The 17324-nt window shown below is 41.1% G+C and carries 14 protein-coding genes; 5 read left to right on the forward strand and 9 right to left on the reverse strand.

Annotated elements, in window-relative coordinates; translation table 11 throughout:
- Positions 1-180: 180 nt before the first annotated feature.
- Both IGI52_RS12890 and IGI52_RS12895 read left to right on the forward strand, forming a co-directional pair.
- On the forward strand, positions 181-582 hold the full coding sequence (locus tag IGI52_RS12890) for a hypothetical protein (protein WP_016179511.1): 402 nt from the start codon (positions 181-183) through the stop codon (positions 580-582).
- Positions 583-628: 46 nt separating this feature from the next.
- Positions 629-1174 (forward strand): TIGR00730 family Rossman fold protein, encoded by a 546-nt coding sequence (locus IGI52_RS12895; protein ID WP_434239968.1) that lies wholly within the window; start codon positions 629-631, stop codon positions 1172-1174.
- Positions 1175-1208: 34 nt separating this feature from the next.
- Here IGI52_RS12895 and gshAB read toward each other — a convergent pair whose 3' ends face one another.
- On the reverse strand, positions 1209-3470 hold the full coding sequence (gene gshAB / locus IGI52_RS12900; protein WP_438781548.1) for a bifunctional glutamate--cysteine ligase GshA/glutathione synthetase GshB: 2262 nt from the start codon (positions 3468-3470) through the stop codon (positions 1209-1211).
- Between the two features lie 172 nt (positions 3471-3642).
- Here gshAB and IGI52_RS12905 point away from each other — a divergent pair, with 172 nt between their 5' ends.
- The gene (locus tag IGI52_RS12905; protein WP_016179508.1) at positions 3643-3840 is read left to right on the forward strand and encodes a hypothetical protein; all 198 of its coding nucleotides are present in this window, start codon (positions 3643-3645) and stop codon (positions 3838-3840) included.
- Positions 3841-3935: 95 nt separating this feature from the next.
- Here IGI52_RS12905 and ftsY read toward each other — a convergent pair whose 3' ends face one another.
- From ftsY to rnc, 4 genes are read right to left on the reverse strand one after another with little or no spacing between them, the layout of a single operon-like run.
- Positions 3936-5318: a signal recognition particle-docking protein FtsY gene (gene ftsY / locus IGI52_RS12910; RefSeq protein ID WP_438781549.1), complete on the reverse strand. Its 1383-nt coding sequence runs from the start codon at positions 5316-5318 to the stop codon at positions 3936-3938.
- A gap of 12 nt (positions 5319-5330) precedes the next feature.
- Positions 5331-6146 (reverse strand): Cof-type HAD-IIB family hydrolase, encoded by an 816-nt coding sequence (locus tag IGI52_RS12915; protein ID WP_016179506.1) that lies wholly within the window; start codon positions 6144-6146, stop codon positions 5331-5333.
- A complete protein-coding gene (smc, locus tag IGI52_RS12920; protein WP_438781550.1) occupies positions 6143-9736 on the reverse strand; it encodes a chromosome segregation protein SMC in 3594 nt (1197 codons plus the stop codon). Before smc ends, IGI52_RS12915 begins: the two co-directional genes overlap by 4 nt.
- A 35-nt stretch (positions 9737-9771) precedes the next feature.
- A complete protein-coding gene (gene rnc / locus IGI52_RS12925) occupies positions 9772-10467 on the reverse strand; it encodes a ribonuclease III (RefSeq protein ID WP_016179504.1) in 696 nt (231 codons plus the stop codon).
- 167 nt (positions 10468-10634) lie between these two features.
- Here rnc and IGI52_RS12930 point away from each other — a divergent pair, with 167 nt between their 5' ends.
- Entirely contained in the window at positions 10635-11138 is a 504-nt protein-coding gene (locus IGI52_RS12930; RefSeq protein ID WP_127978050.1) for a cysteine hydrolase family protein, read from the forward strand.
- Positions 11139-11181: 43 nt separating this feature from the next.
- Entirely contained in the window at positions 11182-11787 is a 606-nt protein-coding gene (locus IGI52_RS12935; RefSeq protein ID WP_438781551.1) for an HAD family hydrolase, read from the forward strand.
- Positions 11788-11833: 46 nt separating this feature from the next.
- Here the strand turns inward: IGI52_RS12935 and acpP are convergent, their stop codons facing one another.
- The 4 genes from acpP to IGI52_RS12955 form a co-directional block, all read right to left on the reverse strand.
- Positions 11834-12079, reverse strand: a complete 246-nt coding sequence (gene acpP, locus IGI52_RS12940; protein WP_034875629.1) for an acyl carrier protein — start codon at positions 12077-12079, stop codon at positions 11834-11836.
- Positions 12080-12196: 117 nt separating this feature from the next.
- Complete coding sequence (gene plsX / locus IGI52_RS12945; RefSeq protein WP_311894367.1) at positions 12197-13198, reverse strand: phosphate acyltransferase PlsX; 1002 nt, start codon at positions 13196-13198, stop codon at positions 12197-12199.
- A 250-nt stretch (positions 13199-13448) separates the two neighbouring features.
- Positions 13449-15482 (reverse strand): ATP-dependent DNA helicase RecG, encoded by a 2034-nt coding sequence (recG, locus tag IGI52_RS12950; RefSeq protein WP_438781553.1) that lies wholly within the window; start codon positions 15480-15482, stop codon positions 13449-13451.
- 144 nt (positions 15483-15626) lie between these two features.
- Positions 15627-17309 carry a DAK2 domain-containing protein gene (locus IGI52_RS12955; RefSeq protein WP_016179498.1) on the reverse strand — a complete coding sequence of 561 codons (1683 nt, stop codon included), beginning with the start codon at positions 17307-17309 and terminating at the stop codon, positions 15627-15629.
- Between the last annotated feature and the right edge of the window lie 15 nt (positions 17310-17324).

Here is a 17324-nt window from a genome sequence, read left to right on the forward strand (position 1 = left end):
CCTCCTTCTTGGTCTACTTTACACAACTCACCACAATAATGCGAGTCAAAAGCTGAAATGTTGATTTGGAAATTTTATGTCTGTGCTATACTTAAATAAGAGAAATTATTCAAACTGTTTATTTACAAGTTTTATTAAACAGATTTATTTTTTCTGGAAGACAAAAAGGAGGGGATCTAAATGGTTACTTATCACAATTTGCAAACTGATTTATTGCAAGCGCTTGATCTGCACATTGATATTTTAAAGGAAGTTGATGATATCGAAAGAGAAGAACTACCAGGCTTCTTATTTATGATGCGAAGTTTAGGTTTCATGCTTGATCGCGCGGCGCTAGTATTGGCTAGCGGTGATGATGAAGAGATGTATTATATGATGTTCCAATACTACAGCCTGCTGAAAGAATTGAAATTCAATCTAGCTATGAACTTTCCCCACGCGAAGATCCAAGGCGAACCCCTGATTGATACCGTCAATCGCTTCCCCGATAATTACGAAAAAGAAATGAAAGCTTGGTGGGAAGAAAAGACTGGCCTGACGGTCGAAGAGACAAAACAAACAATCGAGTTGGAAGAGCTCTAATTTCACCCGAATAAACGGATTCTTAAATCCAATAGGAGGCGATCATATGCGCATCGCTGTATACTGCGGTGCTCACCTTGGAGCAGATCCTGCCTACCTAGCGGCCGCAAAGGAATTAGGACAATGGATTGTCGAAAATAATCACGAGCTCATCTATGGTGGCAGTAGACTAGGCTTAATGGGCGTAGTAGCTGATAGCGTCTTGGCTGGAAATAGAAAAGTAATTGGCATCATGCCAAAATTTTTACAAGATACCGAACGTATACACACTGGACTAACAGAAATGATTACTGTTAACGACTTGGATGAACGCAAAAAGGCCTTGATGCAGCATAGCGATGTTTGTCTGGCATTACCAGGCGGTGTGGGAACTCTCGAAGAAATCAGTGAAGCCTTTTCGTGGGCACGAGTTGGACAGAATAATAATCCCTGTATTTTCTTTGATGTAAAAAACTACTATCAGCTGTTGCAGGCATTTTTTGATCAGATGGTGGAGCAAGCCTTTTTATCAAAGGAGGATCGGCAGTTGGTTTTATTTTCTGATTCATTGTCAGAGATTGATACATTCATTCACAACTATTATGCAAAATAAATCCACGTTGCCAATGCAGCGTGGATTTATTTTTTTAGATTGTCATTTCAGGATATAAGAAACGCAGCACATCCAACGTTAAACGCCGACTCTTCCCAGCATAGGGATAGATATGCATGTGCATCATCGGATTGAAATTTGCTTCGATAATTCCATAATCCTCGTGTGTCTCATATGGCTTGTCCTTATCAGGGATGATCAAATCAATGCCGCTGATGCTGGCGCCTAGTACTTCTACTGCATCAACCGCCAGCTGCTTATAGCTTTCATGAATATCATCCGTAACATCAATGGAGTCTCCGCCGGTGGATACATTTGAATTTTCTCTCAAGAAGACCTGTTGACCTTTTTCAGGAATACTGTCGATTCGCAATCCTTGTTCTTTCAACATTAACTGCTCCAAATCACCTAATTGGATTTTCTCTAATGGTGACCGATGATTCGTCCCTCGTAAAGGGTTGTCATTCTTTTCAGCAACTAATTCTTCGATTGAACGTTCACCATCACCAATTACATTCGCTGGTATTCGCAGTAAAACGGCCTTTACTTGATGATCAATCACAAAAAATCGGTATTCCGTTCCTGGCAGAAATTCTTCAATAATGATTTCATCGTCTTCTGCAAAAGCCATTGCTAAACCTGCATTGAAATCGGTTATTGACGTTTCACCCTTAAAGATCGTAATGCCTAAGCCATAATTCGTTGATTTTGGTTTAATGACAAACGCTTTTTGAGCAAATCGCGGATAGGCCTTCTTCGCGTCATCCATCAAACCAAACGTTTCACCATCTGGCACACGAAAACCCGCTCGAGCTAGTACGATTTTAGTGACTGTTTTATTTGCCATCAATAATGGCGCAATATATGTGTCTTTGCTAGTCATATTGCCATTTTTGACAAATTCCTGATGTTCGTCGTGCTGTAGTTTCACAAATTGATCTTGTCGATCCAGCACTTCTGTTTCGATCCCCTTTTGAATCGCATCAAATAATAAATTCTGTGTTGACAGTTCCATTTCTTGAAAGCCCGCCAATTGATACGGATACGCCCAAGCCTGTTCATAAAACTTACGCCCCAATTCAGTTGCTACAGCAGCTTGACCGTTTGCTTCATCCAGGGCTAATATTCTTGCAGCTAGCGTTTCTTCCGGATAATCCAGCCATGCTTGATATTTCTTCAGCAGGTCGGCACCTTCTATTTCTAATTCATTCACCATTTGCAGCATTTCAGCAAAAATCGCTTGTCCTTCTGTTAAATAAGCCGTTGTTTTTGCAGGATGCTCTAAAGAAACCGCATCACTAATGCGATTGCCTTCAGCTACCCATTCATCTGCTGGTAATTTTTCGTCTGTCCATAGTAAATAGAGCATGAACAAATGGATGAATTCAATCTCAGCTGCATCAATTCCGACGCGGTCAAAGGGATTCAAATCAATATTACGTAATTCCACATAACGAATTCCTGTATGAAATAGATCTGCAACTTTTTTGCCTCCACGCATCCTGATTGGCGCATAAAATTCTTTTTCTTCCGATAAACGACCTAAGGCAACATTCTCAGCGAGATCTTCACTATATCGCGACAAAGTTTCATAAGAGACCTGCACATCTGGCTTATTCACATACCCATAATGACTGGTACGAATACTACGGACAGGCTCCTTTGGACGATCTTCATCATCAAAATAGCGTGCTTCGCTAAGTGGACTTGCTCCAAATAAATAGGTCAGCAGCCAACGATAACGTAAAAAATTGCGGGCGATTTTCATATATAAACGAGTCTTGAAGTCCTCCATTGAAACCTCTTCCTCGCATGCTAAATGCAATTGCCGAATCAAATCTAAGCCATATTCAAAATTAAAATGAATCCCACTTACCATTTGTTTCCGCTTGCCGTATTCACGAGCTAGATACCGACGATACAAAACATCCGCGTGTCGTTCTAATTTCGCTATCTGAATATCTCCTTCATTCTCCGGAAGTGCTGGCGGCATAGAAAATGGCCACATCATCTCATCCTTTGGCATACTCCGTTGCGCCACATCATGAATCGCTTCTAAATAAGCCAATACTTCGTCAACAGACTCAGTAACTGGCGTAATCAACTCCAATTGTGTTTCAGAAAAATCTGTTTGAATATAAGGATGAAAGCTCCGATTTCCTACAGATGTCGGATGATCGGTCTGTACAAGATCTCCGTCTAAAGTCACTCTTTGGCTTTCCTTTTCAATTCCATAACGCGCTTGCAGTAAAAAAGGCTTCACCTTTTCTTGTGTCATCATTTTTTTTGTATTCATTTGTCCATAGCCCTCCCATGCTACATTATATAGAAGAATATCCAGAAACAGAACGAAAATGCTTAAAAAAAGATAGTATTAAATATGATAATATGATTAAATATTAATAACAAAAAGATTAATCAAAAAAATCACTACACGTCTTTTATTAAAAAGAATGGAGGCCTAGCTTATGCAGGAAAAAAATCAATCGATGACAAACGATCCCTCTCATCTAAGTCAAAAGAGTGGGACTAAAGAATTTGTAATGCTGCGCCCACATCGTCAGCACCAATTTCATTGCGATGATATCCAGAAGATAATGGACGCGAATGCCCGACAAAACAAGGTCAGTCTACACGTTCCACCTTACTTTCAAGAAAAGCACTAGCCCATTTTGCTAAACAGCCAATCATTATTTGTAACTAACATCTATACTTTAAAAATTGCAAAAAGAGCTGTTGAGGTGGACTCAACAGCTCTTTTTTACTCTTCTTTCAATAATCCTTTAAACAGACCGACTGCGAAATCATTTGGGTTAAAAGCTTCCAGATCATTTAAGCCTTCTCCTAGACCAACTAATTTAACAGGCAAATGCAACTCATTGCGAATTGCCAAAACAATACCACCCTTAGCTGTTCCATCCAATTTCGTTAAGACCAAACCAGTAACGTCTGTTGTTTCTTTAAATTGTCGTGCTTGAACTAGCGCATTTTGTCCTGTCGTCGCATCTACGACCAATAACACTTCATGAGGAGCTGTTGGAAATTCTCGTTGAATGACGCGTTTGATTTTCTCCAGCTCGTTCATTAAATTGACTTTATTCTGTAATCGTCCTGCAGTATCAATCAGCAGAACATCATAATTTTCCTTCTTAGCTTTATCAACGGCATCAAATACTACAGCTGCTGGATCACCACCGGCATTGCCGCGAACAACTTCAACACCTGAACGCTGTCCCCAAACAACTAATTGATCGATCGCACCTGCACGGAACGTATCCGCTGCAGCCAGTAAGACTTTCTTGCCTTCGTTTTTGTATTGGTTCGCTAATTTTCCGATACTGGTAGTTTTCCCAGTCCCATTCACACCCACGAACAAAATCACACTCAATCCATCGTTTTGCAGATTAATTGCATTATTCTCGTTGATGCCTTCCGCTTCATAAATGTCGACCAATTTCTCAATGATGACATTTTGAACTTGAGCCGGTTTCTTAGCATTTTTCAGCTTGACCTCTTGCCGTAATGAATCTGTTAGTTTGATAGCAGTATCAAAACCAACATCGGCACCGATCAAGGTTTCTTCCAAATCTTCGAAGAAATCCTCATCCACTCGACGGAAACGAGCAAACAACTCATTCATTCGTTCACCAAATGATTTTCGAGTCTTCTCTAGACCTTTGTCGTACTTCTCTTGAACGGTTTCTTCCGGTTGCTCAGGTTCAGCAGGAACTATGTTTTCAGATTCCAGCTCTGAAACTTCTATCGATTCCGATTCTGTTTTCAGTTCTATAGGTGTGGATTCAATTTCTGTCTGTTCAACCTGAACTTCTTCACTACCAATTGCTGAATCGACAGGCTCTTCTTTTACTTCTAAATCATCACTTTTTAATTCTTGTGTTGGTATTTCTTGCGGAAGCTCCTTTGATTTCTCGATTTGGTCAGACGATTCTTCCGGTTCCCCTTCTTGCTCCTCATCCGTATCAGCAGTGGCTTCTTCATTGCTTGGTGTTTCAACTACTTCCCCGGTTTCTACCTCATCGCGATCCTCGGAGACTGATTGATCTTCAACGACTTCTTCTTGCTTTTCAGGTTCTTCATTCTGTTCACCACTAAAGGCTTTTTTTATGCGGTCAAATAATCCCATGTAAAATCCCCCTTATTTCCATTCATCGAATACGAATTTTTGAATGGCATGTGCCACCCCATCCGCTTGATTCGTTCTAGTGACAAAATTGGCCGCCGTTTTAACGCCGTCAGTAGCATTCTCCATCGCTACACCCATACCAGCATAATTAATCATGGATAAGTCATTGGCTTCATCACCTAAGGCCATCATTTCATTCGCTGCAATCCCGAGATGTTCTCCTAAAACAGAGAGACCAAAGGCTTTAGTCACGCCCTTTGGCATAAACTCTAGTAAGTTTGGTCGTGTTTTAAATATCTCAAAGCGCTCATATTCTTCTGCTGGGATCAACGCCATCTGCTGATCTAAATAATCCACATCCACAGCTGAGACAACTTTATTGTATAGCGCATCCTCTTTTAATGCTTCTATCGTTTTCGAAACGTAAGTTAAAGCCTTGTTCATCGTTGGATAGATTGAAGGATGAGCCGCTGATGTCTCAAGCTGAAAACATAAAGCATCTGATAAAACATCCATCGGTAAATCAATTTTTTCTAACAGCTGATGGATATGTTTTACATCTGCCAAATCCATCGCTGTCTTGCCTAAAATCTCACCGGTATTGGTCTGGATTAACCCGCCGTTGAAAGTGATCGAATAATCATCTGCATCAAGCAAATTTAGCTCTGCTAAGTAATCCTTGATAGCGATCAAAGGACGGCCTGTACAGATCACAATCTTCACACCCCGTGCTTTCGCTTTTGCCAATATTTCTTTATTTGTATCAGAGATTGTTTTAGCATCCGTCAATAGCGTACCATCTAAGTCAATCGCGATTAATTTTATCATTTCCGAAGTTCCCCTTCCTTCACTTGAAATTTCCCATCTTCCTTCACTTCTTCAAGGCGCACTGAAATAATTTTCGAGACGCCGGATTCTTGCATTGTGACACCATAAAGCACATCTGCTGCTTCCATCGTTCCTTTGCGATGAGTAACCACGATAAATTGTGTATCGTTTTGAAAGGCACTCAGATAGCGACCAAAACGGGCAACATTTGCTTCATCCAACGCCGCTTCGACTTCGTCTAACACACAGAACGGTACGGGACGGACTTGGATGATCGAGAATAGTAACGCAATCGCCGTCAGGGCCCGTTCACCACCAGAAAGCAGGGATAAACTTTGCAGTTTTTTACCTGGAGGCTGAGCTTCGATTTCGATCCCGGTATTCAATAAATCATCAGGATCTGTCAATACTAATTCCGCTCGACCGCCGCCAAACATATTTGGAAAAACCACATTGAATTTTTCACGAATCGCTTGGAAGGTCGTGAAGAAACGCGTTTTAACTTCATCATCCATTTCATCCATCGTTTCGAACAGCTGCTCCTTCGCCGATAATAAGTCATCTCGCTGCGTCGTTAGGAAATCATAGCGTTCTTCCACTTGCTGGTATTGTTCGATGGCGTTTAGGTTGACTGGTCCAAGCTTTTCAATGGCTTGCTTCAAGCGACTAACTTCCGTTTGCGCAACCTGCTGATCAATTTCAGGGTCCGCTTGTGCTTCCGCACCTTCAAAAGTCAAACTATATTCTTCTTGCAAATACGCCAAAGCATTGTCCAATTTCAACTCGTAACGGTTTTTTTGGACATCGGCTTGTGATTGACGTGCTAATAACTGTTTCTGCTCGCGATTGGCTTCAGTCAACTCACTATCTGCTTGATCCACTTGCTGCTGCAGACTTTGCCGCATTTCTTTCCAAACAGCCAGCTGCTCCTGCAAATGTTCTCGTGCTGTAGCTAATTCTGTCAAACGCTGGGTTAGACTTTCTTCTGATTCTTCATGATCCGATGAATCACTTGAAAGTGCTAGTAATTGATTTTCTAAGTTTACAATCTGATTGGTCAATTCGTTAATCTGTTCTTCAAAACCTAGTGCCTGCCGCTCTAAATACAACAGCCGTTCATCTAATACTGCATAGTCCGCCTGTAAGCGACTCAATTCTGCATTAATATCGGCACGCTTTTCTTCTAGCTGGTCGCTCTCTTCATTAAGCTGTTGAATTTCTTGATTGATCTTATCTTGCTGGGTTTTCAATTCGACTTGCTTAAATTCCAACGTTTCTTTTTGTACTTGATAATCATTCAAGAAGCTTTCCAGTTCTTTCGCTTCATAAGAAAACAAGCTCTGTTCCTTTTGCAAACGTGTTAATTCCGTTGCGACACGTTCTTCACTACTTTGCGCTTCTTGAAATGCCAACCGCGTCTGTTCACCTTGTGTCCGCAATGTTTCTAGACTTTCCGTCTGATCCGCAACCTTTGCTTGCAAATCACGGACAAATGCTTCTTTTGCCTGTAACGCCTGATTGATTTCTTCATAACGTTTGGTCCATTCAGCTAATTCGTGTCCTTGATTAAACAAATTCCCACGATTTCCTTGCTTCGTAGCGCCACCGGTCATTGATCCGCCAGCATTCATCACATCTCCATCTAAGGAAACTACACGAACTTGATAACGCAGTTGACGAGCAAGCAGATTAGCACTATCAAGATCTCGAGCAATAACAATCGCTCCTAATAAATTTTGCATGACTGGAGCAACATTTTCTGAAAAAGAAACTAATTCGCTGGCAACACCTAAAAAGCCGTCTACGTCTTTAATTGCTTGATAGTGATGAGCCCCTAAACTACGTGGTTTAATCGTTGTTAACGGTAGAAAGGTGCCACGACCGCTACGTTGTTTTTTCAAAAATGTGATTCCTTGCCGTGCATCCTTCTCATTTTCTACGATAATGTGCTGTGCCGATGCTCCTAAGGCCGTTTCGATCGCCAAGGTATACTTTTCTGGAACCTCGATCAGCTCTGCTACTGCACCGACGATCCCGCTTAATTGTTCTTTGTGCTGTAAAACACTGCGGACACCTTGATAAAAGCCGCTATAATTTTCCTGAATCTCTTGCAGACTTTTTTGTCGCGCACGCGCTTGTTGAACCTGACTCATCATGTCATACATTAACTGCTGTTCTTTTTGCAATTGCTGCTGTACCGCGTTTTTCTCTTCCGCTAAGCGTCGGTAGTTTTCTTGTTCTTCCGTCAACTGAGCTTCAAGCGTTTTAGTTTTCGTCTGTGCCGCGCTCTGCTGCTCCGTCAATTCTTCTAGTTGATCTCGCAACGCTTCAAAGCGTGTCACACTCTGTTGGTTCTTAGCAGTCTCTTGTGTGTATTGACGTTCTAAATACTTTAATTCATTGCTGACATTTGCAGACTCTTGCATCAATTCAACATAAGTACCACGCAAATCCTCCAAGAGTTCCTTCGGCGATTTCTTGTATTTCTCCGCTTCATTTGTCAGCTGCTGGATTTTTTCTTCTAAGGCGATCTTTTCAGTTTGCTTATCCGCCTGTTGCGTTTGAACTTCCTGCAAGTTCGCTTGTGCATCGGCTTTTTTCTTACGTTGCTCATTCAAAGTTTCACGATATTCAGCGCTGGTCTTTTGCGTATTCTTTGAGCGTTCACTTAATAATGCCTTTTGCCCTTCAGTCTGCTTCAACGCCTCGGATAAATGCAGCAATTGCTGCTGCCCAGTTTCCAGCTGCTCATCCAATGAACCGCGTTTTTCTCTCAACATGCCTAACTGCTGTTCAGTTTGCTGGATAAAATGGCTTTTTTCTTCAACTGTTTTGGAGAGTTCTTCAAAATCTGTCTTCGCTGACTCCCAAGAATCACGTGTTTGTTTAATCTTCGCAACTGTTAAACTGACATCCGTCGCAGTTAATTCTTTTTTGAGCGCCAAAAACTCCTTGGCTGCTTCGCTTTGAGCAGCTAAAGGAGTCAGCTGATCTTCTAATTCATAAATGATATCCTGAACACGGCTCAAATTATCTTCCGTTTCAAAAAGCTTCTGCTCCGCTTTGCGTTTTCGCTGCTTGTATTTCAAGACGCCAGCCGCTTCTTCAAAGATTCCTCGGCGATCTTCCGGCTTACTGGCAAATATCGCCTCGACTTTTCCCTGCGAAATAATCGAGAAGGATTCTTTCCCTAAACCAGAATCCATGAATAAATCTTGAATATCTTTCAAACGACAGGCTTTTTTATTTATGAAAAAATCACTTTCACCTGTTCGGCGATAACGTCTTGTCACACTAACTTCACTAAAGCCTAGCGGTAAATAATTATCGGTATTATCCAATACTACCGTTACTTCGGCAATATTCAACTGCTTTCGTGATTCTGAACCAGCGAAAATAATATCCGGCATCTTGCCGCCACGTAGACTTTTTGCCGATTGTTCTCCGAGTACCCAGCGAATTGCTTCAGTGATATTACTTTTTCCGCTGCCGTTTGGCCCAATGACCGCTGTCACGCCTTCTTCAAATTCGATCTTGGTACGATCAGCAAAAGACTTGAAGCCAGCGATCTCAATTCGTTTTAAATACAAAATGTTCCTCCTAAAATTTTCCCAGGAAATATAAACTAATTTGCAGCGATCTTAATCAATGCTTTTTCCGCTGCATCTTGCTCTGCTAGTTTTTTCGATTTACCTTGTCCTGAACCAATCAAACGATCATCCGCATATACATCAATTGTAAAAATCCGTTCGTGAGCCGGACCTTCTTCATTGACTAAACGATAATCGATCGTCACATCTCCGCTTTTTTGCAACACTTCCTGCAGGCGTGTCTTGTGATCCATTTCCCGCGTGAAAACACCTGCTTCGATTTTTGGAAAAACGACCGTTTGAATAAAACGTAGCGCCACATCGTAGCCTTGATCCAAATACAAGGCCCCTAAGAAAGCCTCGAATAGATCACACAATAACGCTGCACGATCACGCCCGCCAGAATTTTCTTCGCCCTTACCTAACATAATATAGTGATCAAAATGACATTCTTTTGCAAATTTTGATAAGCTTTCTTCTCGCACAATCGCCGAACGCAAACGCGTCAAACGTCCTTCCGGTAAGTTTGGATAATGGTGATACAAATAGTCCGATACTTGAATTTCTAAGACAGCGTCCCCTAAAAATTCTAACCGTTCATTATCTGAAATATTCATATTACGGTGTTCATTCACATATGATGAGTGGGTAAACGCCTGTTCCAATAAGTTCACATCGTGAAAGACGATGTCGTAGTTTTCTTTCAATTCATTGATCAACTGTGTATCCATGGGCTCATTCCTTTTTTTGAGATTTCCATCACGCTCTATTATACTGTTTTTTCTGTGAATTTTAAATCAGAAGTCGTTATAGTAAGAAATTTTCAAAGATTCAACAAACTTTTCTCTTCTTACATCTAAAAAATGCTAAAGTAAAGAAAACGACCGGAGGAATTTCGATGGAAAATCTTTCTGATGCATTATTGATTATTGATTTACAAAAGGGCGTTTGCTTTGACGGAGAAACGATCAACCATTTTTCAGAGTTAATTACTACTGTCAATCTACGTATCAAGCGTTACCGAGAACAAAATAAAATGATCCTCTTTGTTCAGCATTGTGACGAAATTTTGGTTCCACATTCAGAAACCTGGGAAATCGTAGAGGAACTTGATCGCAAACCGAACGATCTTACTCTTCAGAAGACTCACGCAAACTCCTTTTACCATACTGATTTACAAAAAAATTTACAGCAGAAAAACATCACCAGCTTGGAAATCTGCGGCGCTCAAACCCAGTACTGCATTGACGCTACTGTAAAATTTGCCCATGGCTTAGGCTATCAATTAACCATGCTGAAAAATGGGTCAACCACCTATGACAATGATTTTCTCTCTGCTGAAGAGACCATCGCTTTTTACGAAAATATTTGGAATAAACGTTTTTTGCAGCTTGTTCAATAAAAGGATTTTAATAGACGTTATCTACTTGTTAGGAGGGCTTTGAATGATAAAAAATATTGTGTTTGATTTAGGAAATGTTTTAGTTGATTTTGATCCACCACGTTTTGTCATGGAAAAAACTGCAGATAAGGATCAACAAAAGATGCTTATGTCCGAAATTTTTGGTTCCGTGGACTGGCTGCGTTTCGATAAGGGAACAATGAATCGGGAGGAACTTTTAACCTCCGCAAAATCACGGCTTCCAAAAGAATTGCATGCTATCGCCGAAGACTTGCTGGACACTTGGTATATCGGGCTGAATGCTATACCACAAATGGAGGAACTTCCTAAACGGTTGAAAGAAAAAGGTTTGTCTCTCTATATCCTTTCAAATGCCCCGCAGGATTATTATCTTTATGATGATAAAGTCCCTAGTCACAGTATTTTTGATGGTATCTTTATTTCCTCAGATTGGAAACTATCTAAGCCAGAGCATGAAATCTTCCGGACCTTTTATAGCCATTTCCGCTTAAATCCTGCCGAGTGCTATTTCATCGATGATTCAGCAGCGAATATCTTAGCCGCTGAAGAAACCGGGATGGACGGTTTTCACTTTAAAAGAAATTTTTCAGCACTAGAAAAAGCTTTGACTGCCCTTGGGGTTTTATAACTGTAAAAAAAGGTGCACCAGCAAATTGCTGGTGCACCTTTTTTTGTTAAGCTTGGTTGTTTTCCATAATGTAATCAACTGCAGCTCCAACTGTTTCAATTTTTTCAGCGTCTTCGTCAGAAATTTCTGTTCCGAATTCATCTTCTAATTCCAAAACAAATTCCATGATACTGATTGAGTCTGCATTTAAATCGTCTTTGATACTCAATTCAACCGTCACTTTATCTTTATCGATTTCAAAGTGATTTGAAATTATTTCAGCAACTTTGCTAAATACTTCTTCACGAGTCAACAACATTCACCTCCGTCTGATCAACTATTATTCGTCTATGTTTTACCAGAAGGTCACAGTTCATTTTACTGATGTTTGATTGCTTTGTCTACCTTTTTCACGAAATTGGCGTGGTTCTTATTCATCCTTAGGTGCTTCAAAAAACTGGACCAATTGCCCAACAACATTCGTGTCTAGCATCGTGTAAATTTGATCGATGGTATTTGCCACTGCTTCAGGTCCGGTAGATCCATGGGTTTTAATCACAGGAGCCTTCAGTCCAAATAAAACGGCACCTCCATGAGAGGAATAGTCCAATTTGTCTTTTAGACCGTATAATGTATCCTTCAGCATAAGAGCACCCATTTTCCCTTTAACCCCAGCATCACTGATACTGCCTTTGATCAAGCTCATCAAGCCCATAGCTGTTCCTTCAATCGTTTTTAAAACAGCATTTCCAGTAAATCCGTCTGTTACAACGACATCGGCAGCACCGTTTAACAGTTCACGTGCTTCTACATTTCCAATAAAGTTGATACTCTCTTCTGCTTGTAAAAGTTTGTAGGCTTCTTTCGTTAACTCGCTGCCTTTGGTTTCTTCTGTACCATTGTTCAATAAGCCCACACGAGGATTTTCAATTCCACGAACGTGCTTCGCATAAAATGATCCTAAAATTGCATATTGATGGATATGCTCTGCTTTATTTTCTGCGTTCGCGCCTAAATCAAGCATATCAAACCCGCTATCTCCATTTAAAACCGGCAATGTGGACATCAGGCCTGGACGTTCGATTCCTTTGATTCGTCCCACTACAAACAAACCAGCAGCTAATAGCGCCCCCGTATTTCCTGCTGAAAAGATCGCATCCGCTTTGCCCTCTTTGACTGCTTGAGCTGCTAAAACCATTGAGGCATTTTTCTTACGACGGATCGCCTTCACTGGTTCGTCATCGCTATTGATCTTTTCATCCGTATGAATGATCGTAATATTCTTTTCATTTGTTATATATTGACGAATCGCGTCTTCTTTTCCATATAATTGAAATTCAATTTCCGGATGATTCTTTTGCGCTAACATTACACCTTCCACGATCGCTTTTGGTGCGAAATCGCCACCCATTGCGTCTACAGCAATTTTCATGAGAAAAATCTCTCCTTTTTCGTTTTAATGTATTTATTTTTCTTTCTGAAAAATAAGTTTGATTCTCAAGCCGTATACTATTCCTCTATTGTGCTAAAGCACCAAGGGGAACTAGCATCCTTTTTCGTTTTAATGTATTTATTTTTTCTAGAAAATAAGTCTGAGTTTTAAGTCGTATATCCGCCAGCTTCTCTGATAGAAACAGGGCATAAGACTGACTGCTTTTTAATTTTTCTACAGTATAGCACACTCAATCGAAATATGTTTCTCCAGTTTCAGTAGGCTTCAACGCTCCTGCTAATGGTGCGAAAGCTGGCTGCTCACGCCAATTTTCTACCTGCCAAATTTGATTGGCTTCATCTCGTGCCACTTCTAAAACATTTGCATCATTTACCAAATCAGCGATCAAGAATTGCGGCAATCCAGATTGACGGAAGCCAAAGACTTCACCAGGTCCGCGTAATTCTAGATCTTTTTCACTCAATACAAACCCATTGTTAGTCTCAGTCATGATTTTCATGCGCTCTTTCCCCATGTCATTTTTGGGGCTTGCTACCAATATACAATAAGACGCATCCGAACCACGTCCGACCCGTCCCCGCAATTGATGCAGCTGGGCCAAGCCAAAACGATCCGCATCCATAATAAACATCACCGTTGCGTTTGGTACGTTGACTCCGACCTCAATAACAGTCGTTGAAACTAAAATCTGACTTTGATTCTCTTTGAATTCTTCCATGATTGTTTCTTTTTCTGCATTCTTCATTTTCCCATGTAGCAAACTGACCTGATAAGTAGGTGCATAGTATTCCTTTAAATGCTCATAAATCTCCGTCGCATTTTTCACATCCAACGCTTCTGATTCTTCAATCAAAGGACAGATTACATACAGCTGATGCCCCGCCTGTAACTCCTGCTTCGCCCAATCCAAGGTATGCTCCAGTTGTTTAGGTTTGATCCAGCTAGTTTTAACAGGGATTCGGCCTGCCGGCATTTGATCGATGATTGATACGTCCATTTCACCATAAGCAGTAATTGCCAAAGTTCGCGGGATCGGTGTTGCTGTCATGAATAGAACATCTGGATGCAGTCCTTTTTCTCGCAAAACTCTTCGTTGATTCACTCCAAATCGATGCTGTTCATCAGTAATGACCAATCCGAGTTTAGCAAACTGTACATCATCTTGGATCAGCGCATGAGTCCCGATCACCACATCAATTTCCCCATTTTCTAAACCAGCTAAAATCTCGCGTCGTTCTTTGGTTTTGGTAGAACCAGTTAGTAATGCAGTTGTTAATTCGAATGGATCAAATAGTTGATTCAAACTTTCTAAATGCTGCTGAGCCAAAATTTCTGTTGGCACCATCAACGCTCCTTGAAAGCCAGCCGTCATAGTGGCATATAAGGCGATTGCCGCCACAACTGTCTTCCCACTCCCCACATCTCCTTGCAATAAACGCTGCATGTGCTTCTTGCTGCGTAAGTCGTAGCAAATCTCATTGGTCACACGTTTTTGGGCGTCAGTCAATTCGAAAGGCAGCTTTTGCGTAAACTGCTTCAAGCGTTCGACATCATAACGGATCGCGATTCCATTCTTCTCGCTACGTTCACTTTTCTTCAACCCTTGCATCCGCATTTGAAAGAGGAAAAACTCTTCAAAAACCACTCGTCGTTTTGCTTGCTGATTTTCCTTTGGATCTTTAGGAAAATGCATTGCCCGAATCGCTTGCTTTCGTGGCATCAAGCGATACTTTTCCAATAAATAATCTGGCAAGTTTTCTGTTACCTGATCACCAAATTTTTCAAATCCTACTTTGATTAAATCAACTAAGGTACTTTGACGGATAGCCTTAGTCACGTGATAGATTGGCGCGTATTCTTCCGTCTGCTTACCACCTAAAATCTTCATTCCAGTCAGCGATTTTCGCTTAGCATCCCATTTTCCATAAACCGCCAGCTCTTCACCAACTTCGACTTTGTCTTTCAAATAGGGTTGATTGAAAAAGGAGACCATAAAGACCGCGTGATCTTGCATCATTCGAAACTGCAACCGGCTTTTTTTGTAGCCAAAACGACTAACCACTGGCGCCGAGACGATTACACCTTTTAATGTAACCTTTTCCTGGTCATTGATTTCTAATAAATTTTTTTCCTGAATATCTTCATAACGAAAAGGATAGTAGCTCAATAAGTCCTCGATCGTTACGATTCCTAAATCAGCTAACGTTTGTGCACGCTTCGGTCCTACACCAGGCAGCACCGACACAGATTCTTGAATCGGCATAAACAGCCTCCTTTCAATTAAAATACGTTTTTCAAATGCTAAGTTCTGTCTATCGGCAATTATTTCGGAGATAAGGGTGTCATTTTCCTAAAAAAACAGGAGCGAGCCAGATATTCTTGGCCCACTCCTTCCGACTTTTTCATATTATTCTGCTGAAAGCAAGTATGGATAGACCGGTTGTTTTCCTTCGTGGATCTCAACTTCTAGGTCTGGGTAGCTTGCTTCGATCGCTTCGCTTAATTTTTCAGCCTCAGCCTGTGTTCCTTCTTCACCAACAATGATCGTAATGATTTCGATATCTTCACTAATCATTTTGTTTAAAGTATCTAACGTCGCTTGGTATTTATCCGCTTCAGAAAGAATGATTTTACCATCGACCATACCTAAATAGTCGCCTTCGTGGATTTCTACACCATCAATCGCTGTATCGCGAATCGCATTCGTGATTTGACCACTAACTACAGAGTCAAGCATTTCAGTCATTGCTGTTTTGTTTTCTTCTAGGCTTTGTTCTCCATTGAAGGCCAACATCGCAGTCATCCCTTGAGAGACTGTTTTACTTGGAACAACTGCCACAGGAACGTCAGCAACTTCTGCTGCTTGATCAGCTGCCATAAAGATATTTTTATTATTCGGCAAAATGATTACTTGATCAGCGTTAACCTCTTTGATCGCCTTTAAGATATCTTCGGTACTTGGGTTCATCGTTTGACCGCCGCTGATTACGTAGGCTGCTCCTAGGCTCTTGAATAACTCTTGAACACCTTCACCAGCAGCAATAGCGATCACTGCATAGGGTTTACGTTCTGTTGGAGCGGCTTCGAATTCAGCTACTTCTTCGTCATGTTCCAAAATTGTTTCATGTTGCAAGCGCATATTATCAACTTTGACCTTAATCAAAGCGCCAAATTTTTGGCCATAATTCATGACTTCCCCTGGATGTTCTGTATGCACATGCACTTTGACAATCTCATCATCATTAACAACTAACAGCGAATCACCAATTCCATCTAAATAGTTGCGGAAAGTATCATAATCAAAATTGCTATCAACAGTTGGACCTTCACCTAAACGCACCATAATTTCAGTACAATAACCAAACTTGATATCTTCTGTTGCTAATTGACCTTGCACACTGCGATGATGTTCGGCATTGACCATTTCGTCCATTTCAGCCGGACTTGGTTCATACGTATCATCTGCTTGGAACTCACCATTAAGGGCGTTCAAAAAGCCTTCATAAATAAACAATAAGCCTTGACCACCACTATCGACTACGCCAACTTCTTTCAAAACTGGCAACATGTCCGGTGTTTTATCTAATGCTTTCTTCCCATATTTGACAACAGCTGACATCACTTCGACCACGTCATCTGTTTGTCTAGCTTTGCGTTCCCCAGCCTTCGCTGATTCACGTGCGACAGTCAAAATTGTTCCCTCTACAGGTTTCATGACTGCTTTATAAGCTGTTTCTACCCCATGAACTAAGGCTTTCGCTAAATCCTCTGCATTTAATGTATCCACATCTAAAATTGCTTTAGAAAAACCGCGGAATAATTGTGACAAGATAACGCCTGAGTTCCCCCGGGCACCCATCAACAAACCTTTCGCCAAAACGTTGGCTAATTCACCAACTTTATCTGAAGCAGAGTTGACTACAGCAGTCGCACCGCTGGTCATCGATAGATTCATATTCGTCCCAGTATCGCCATCGGGAACGGGAAAAACGTTTAACGAATTGACATATTCTGCATTAACTTGCAGACGTTTAGCGCCAGCCTCAACCATTTCTTGGAATTGACTCGCGCTGATTTCTGTTACCTTCACTTACTTAGTCCTCCT

This window comes from Enterococcus sp. DIV0187 (assembly GCF_051713785.1).
Taxonomy (GTDB): domain Bacteria; phylum Bacillota; class Bacilli; order Lactobacillales; family Enterococcaceae; genus Enterococcus_A; species Enterococcus_A avium.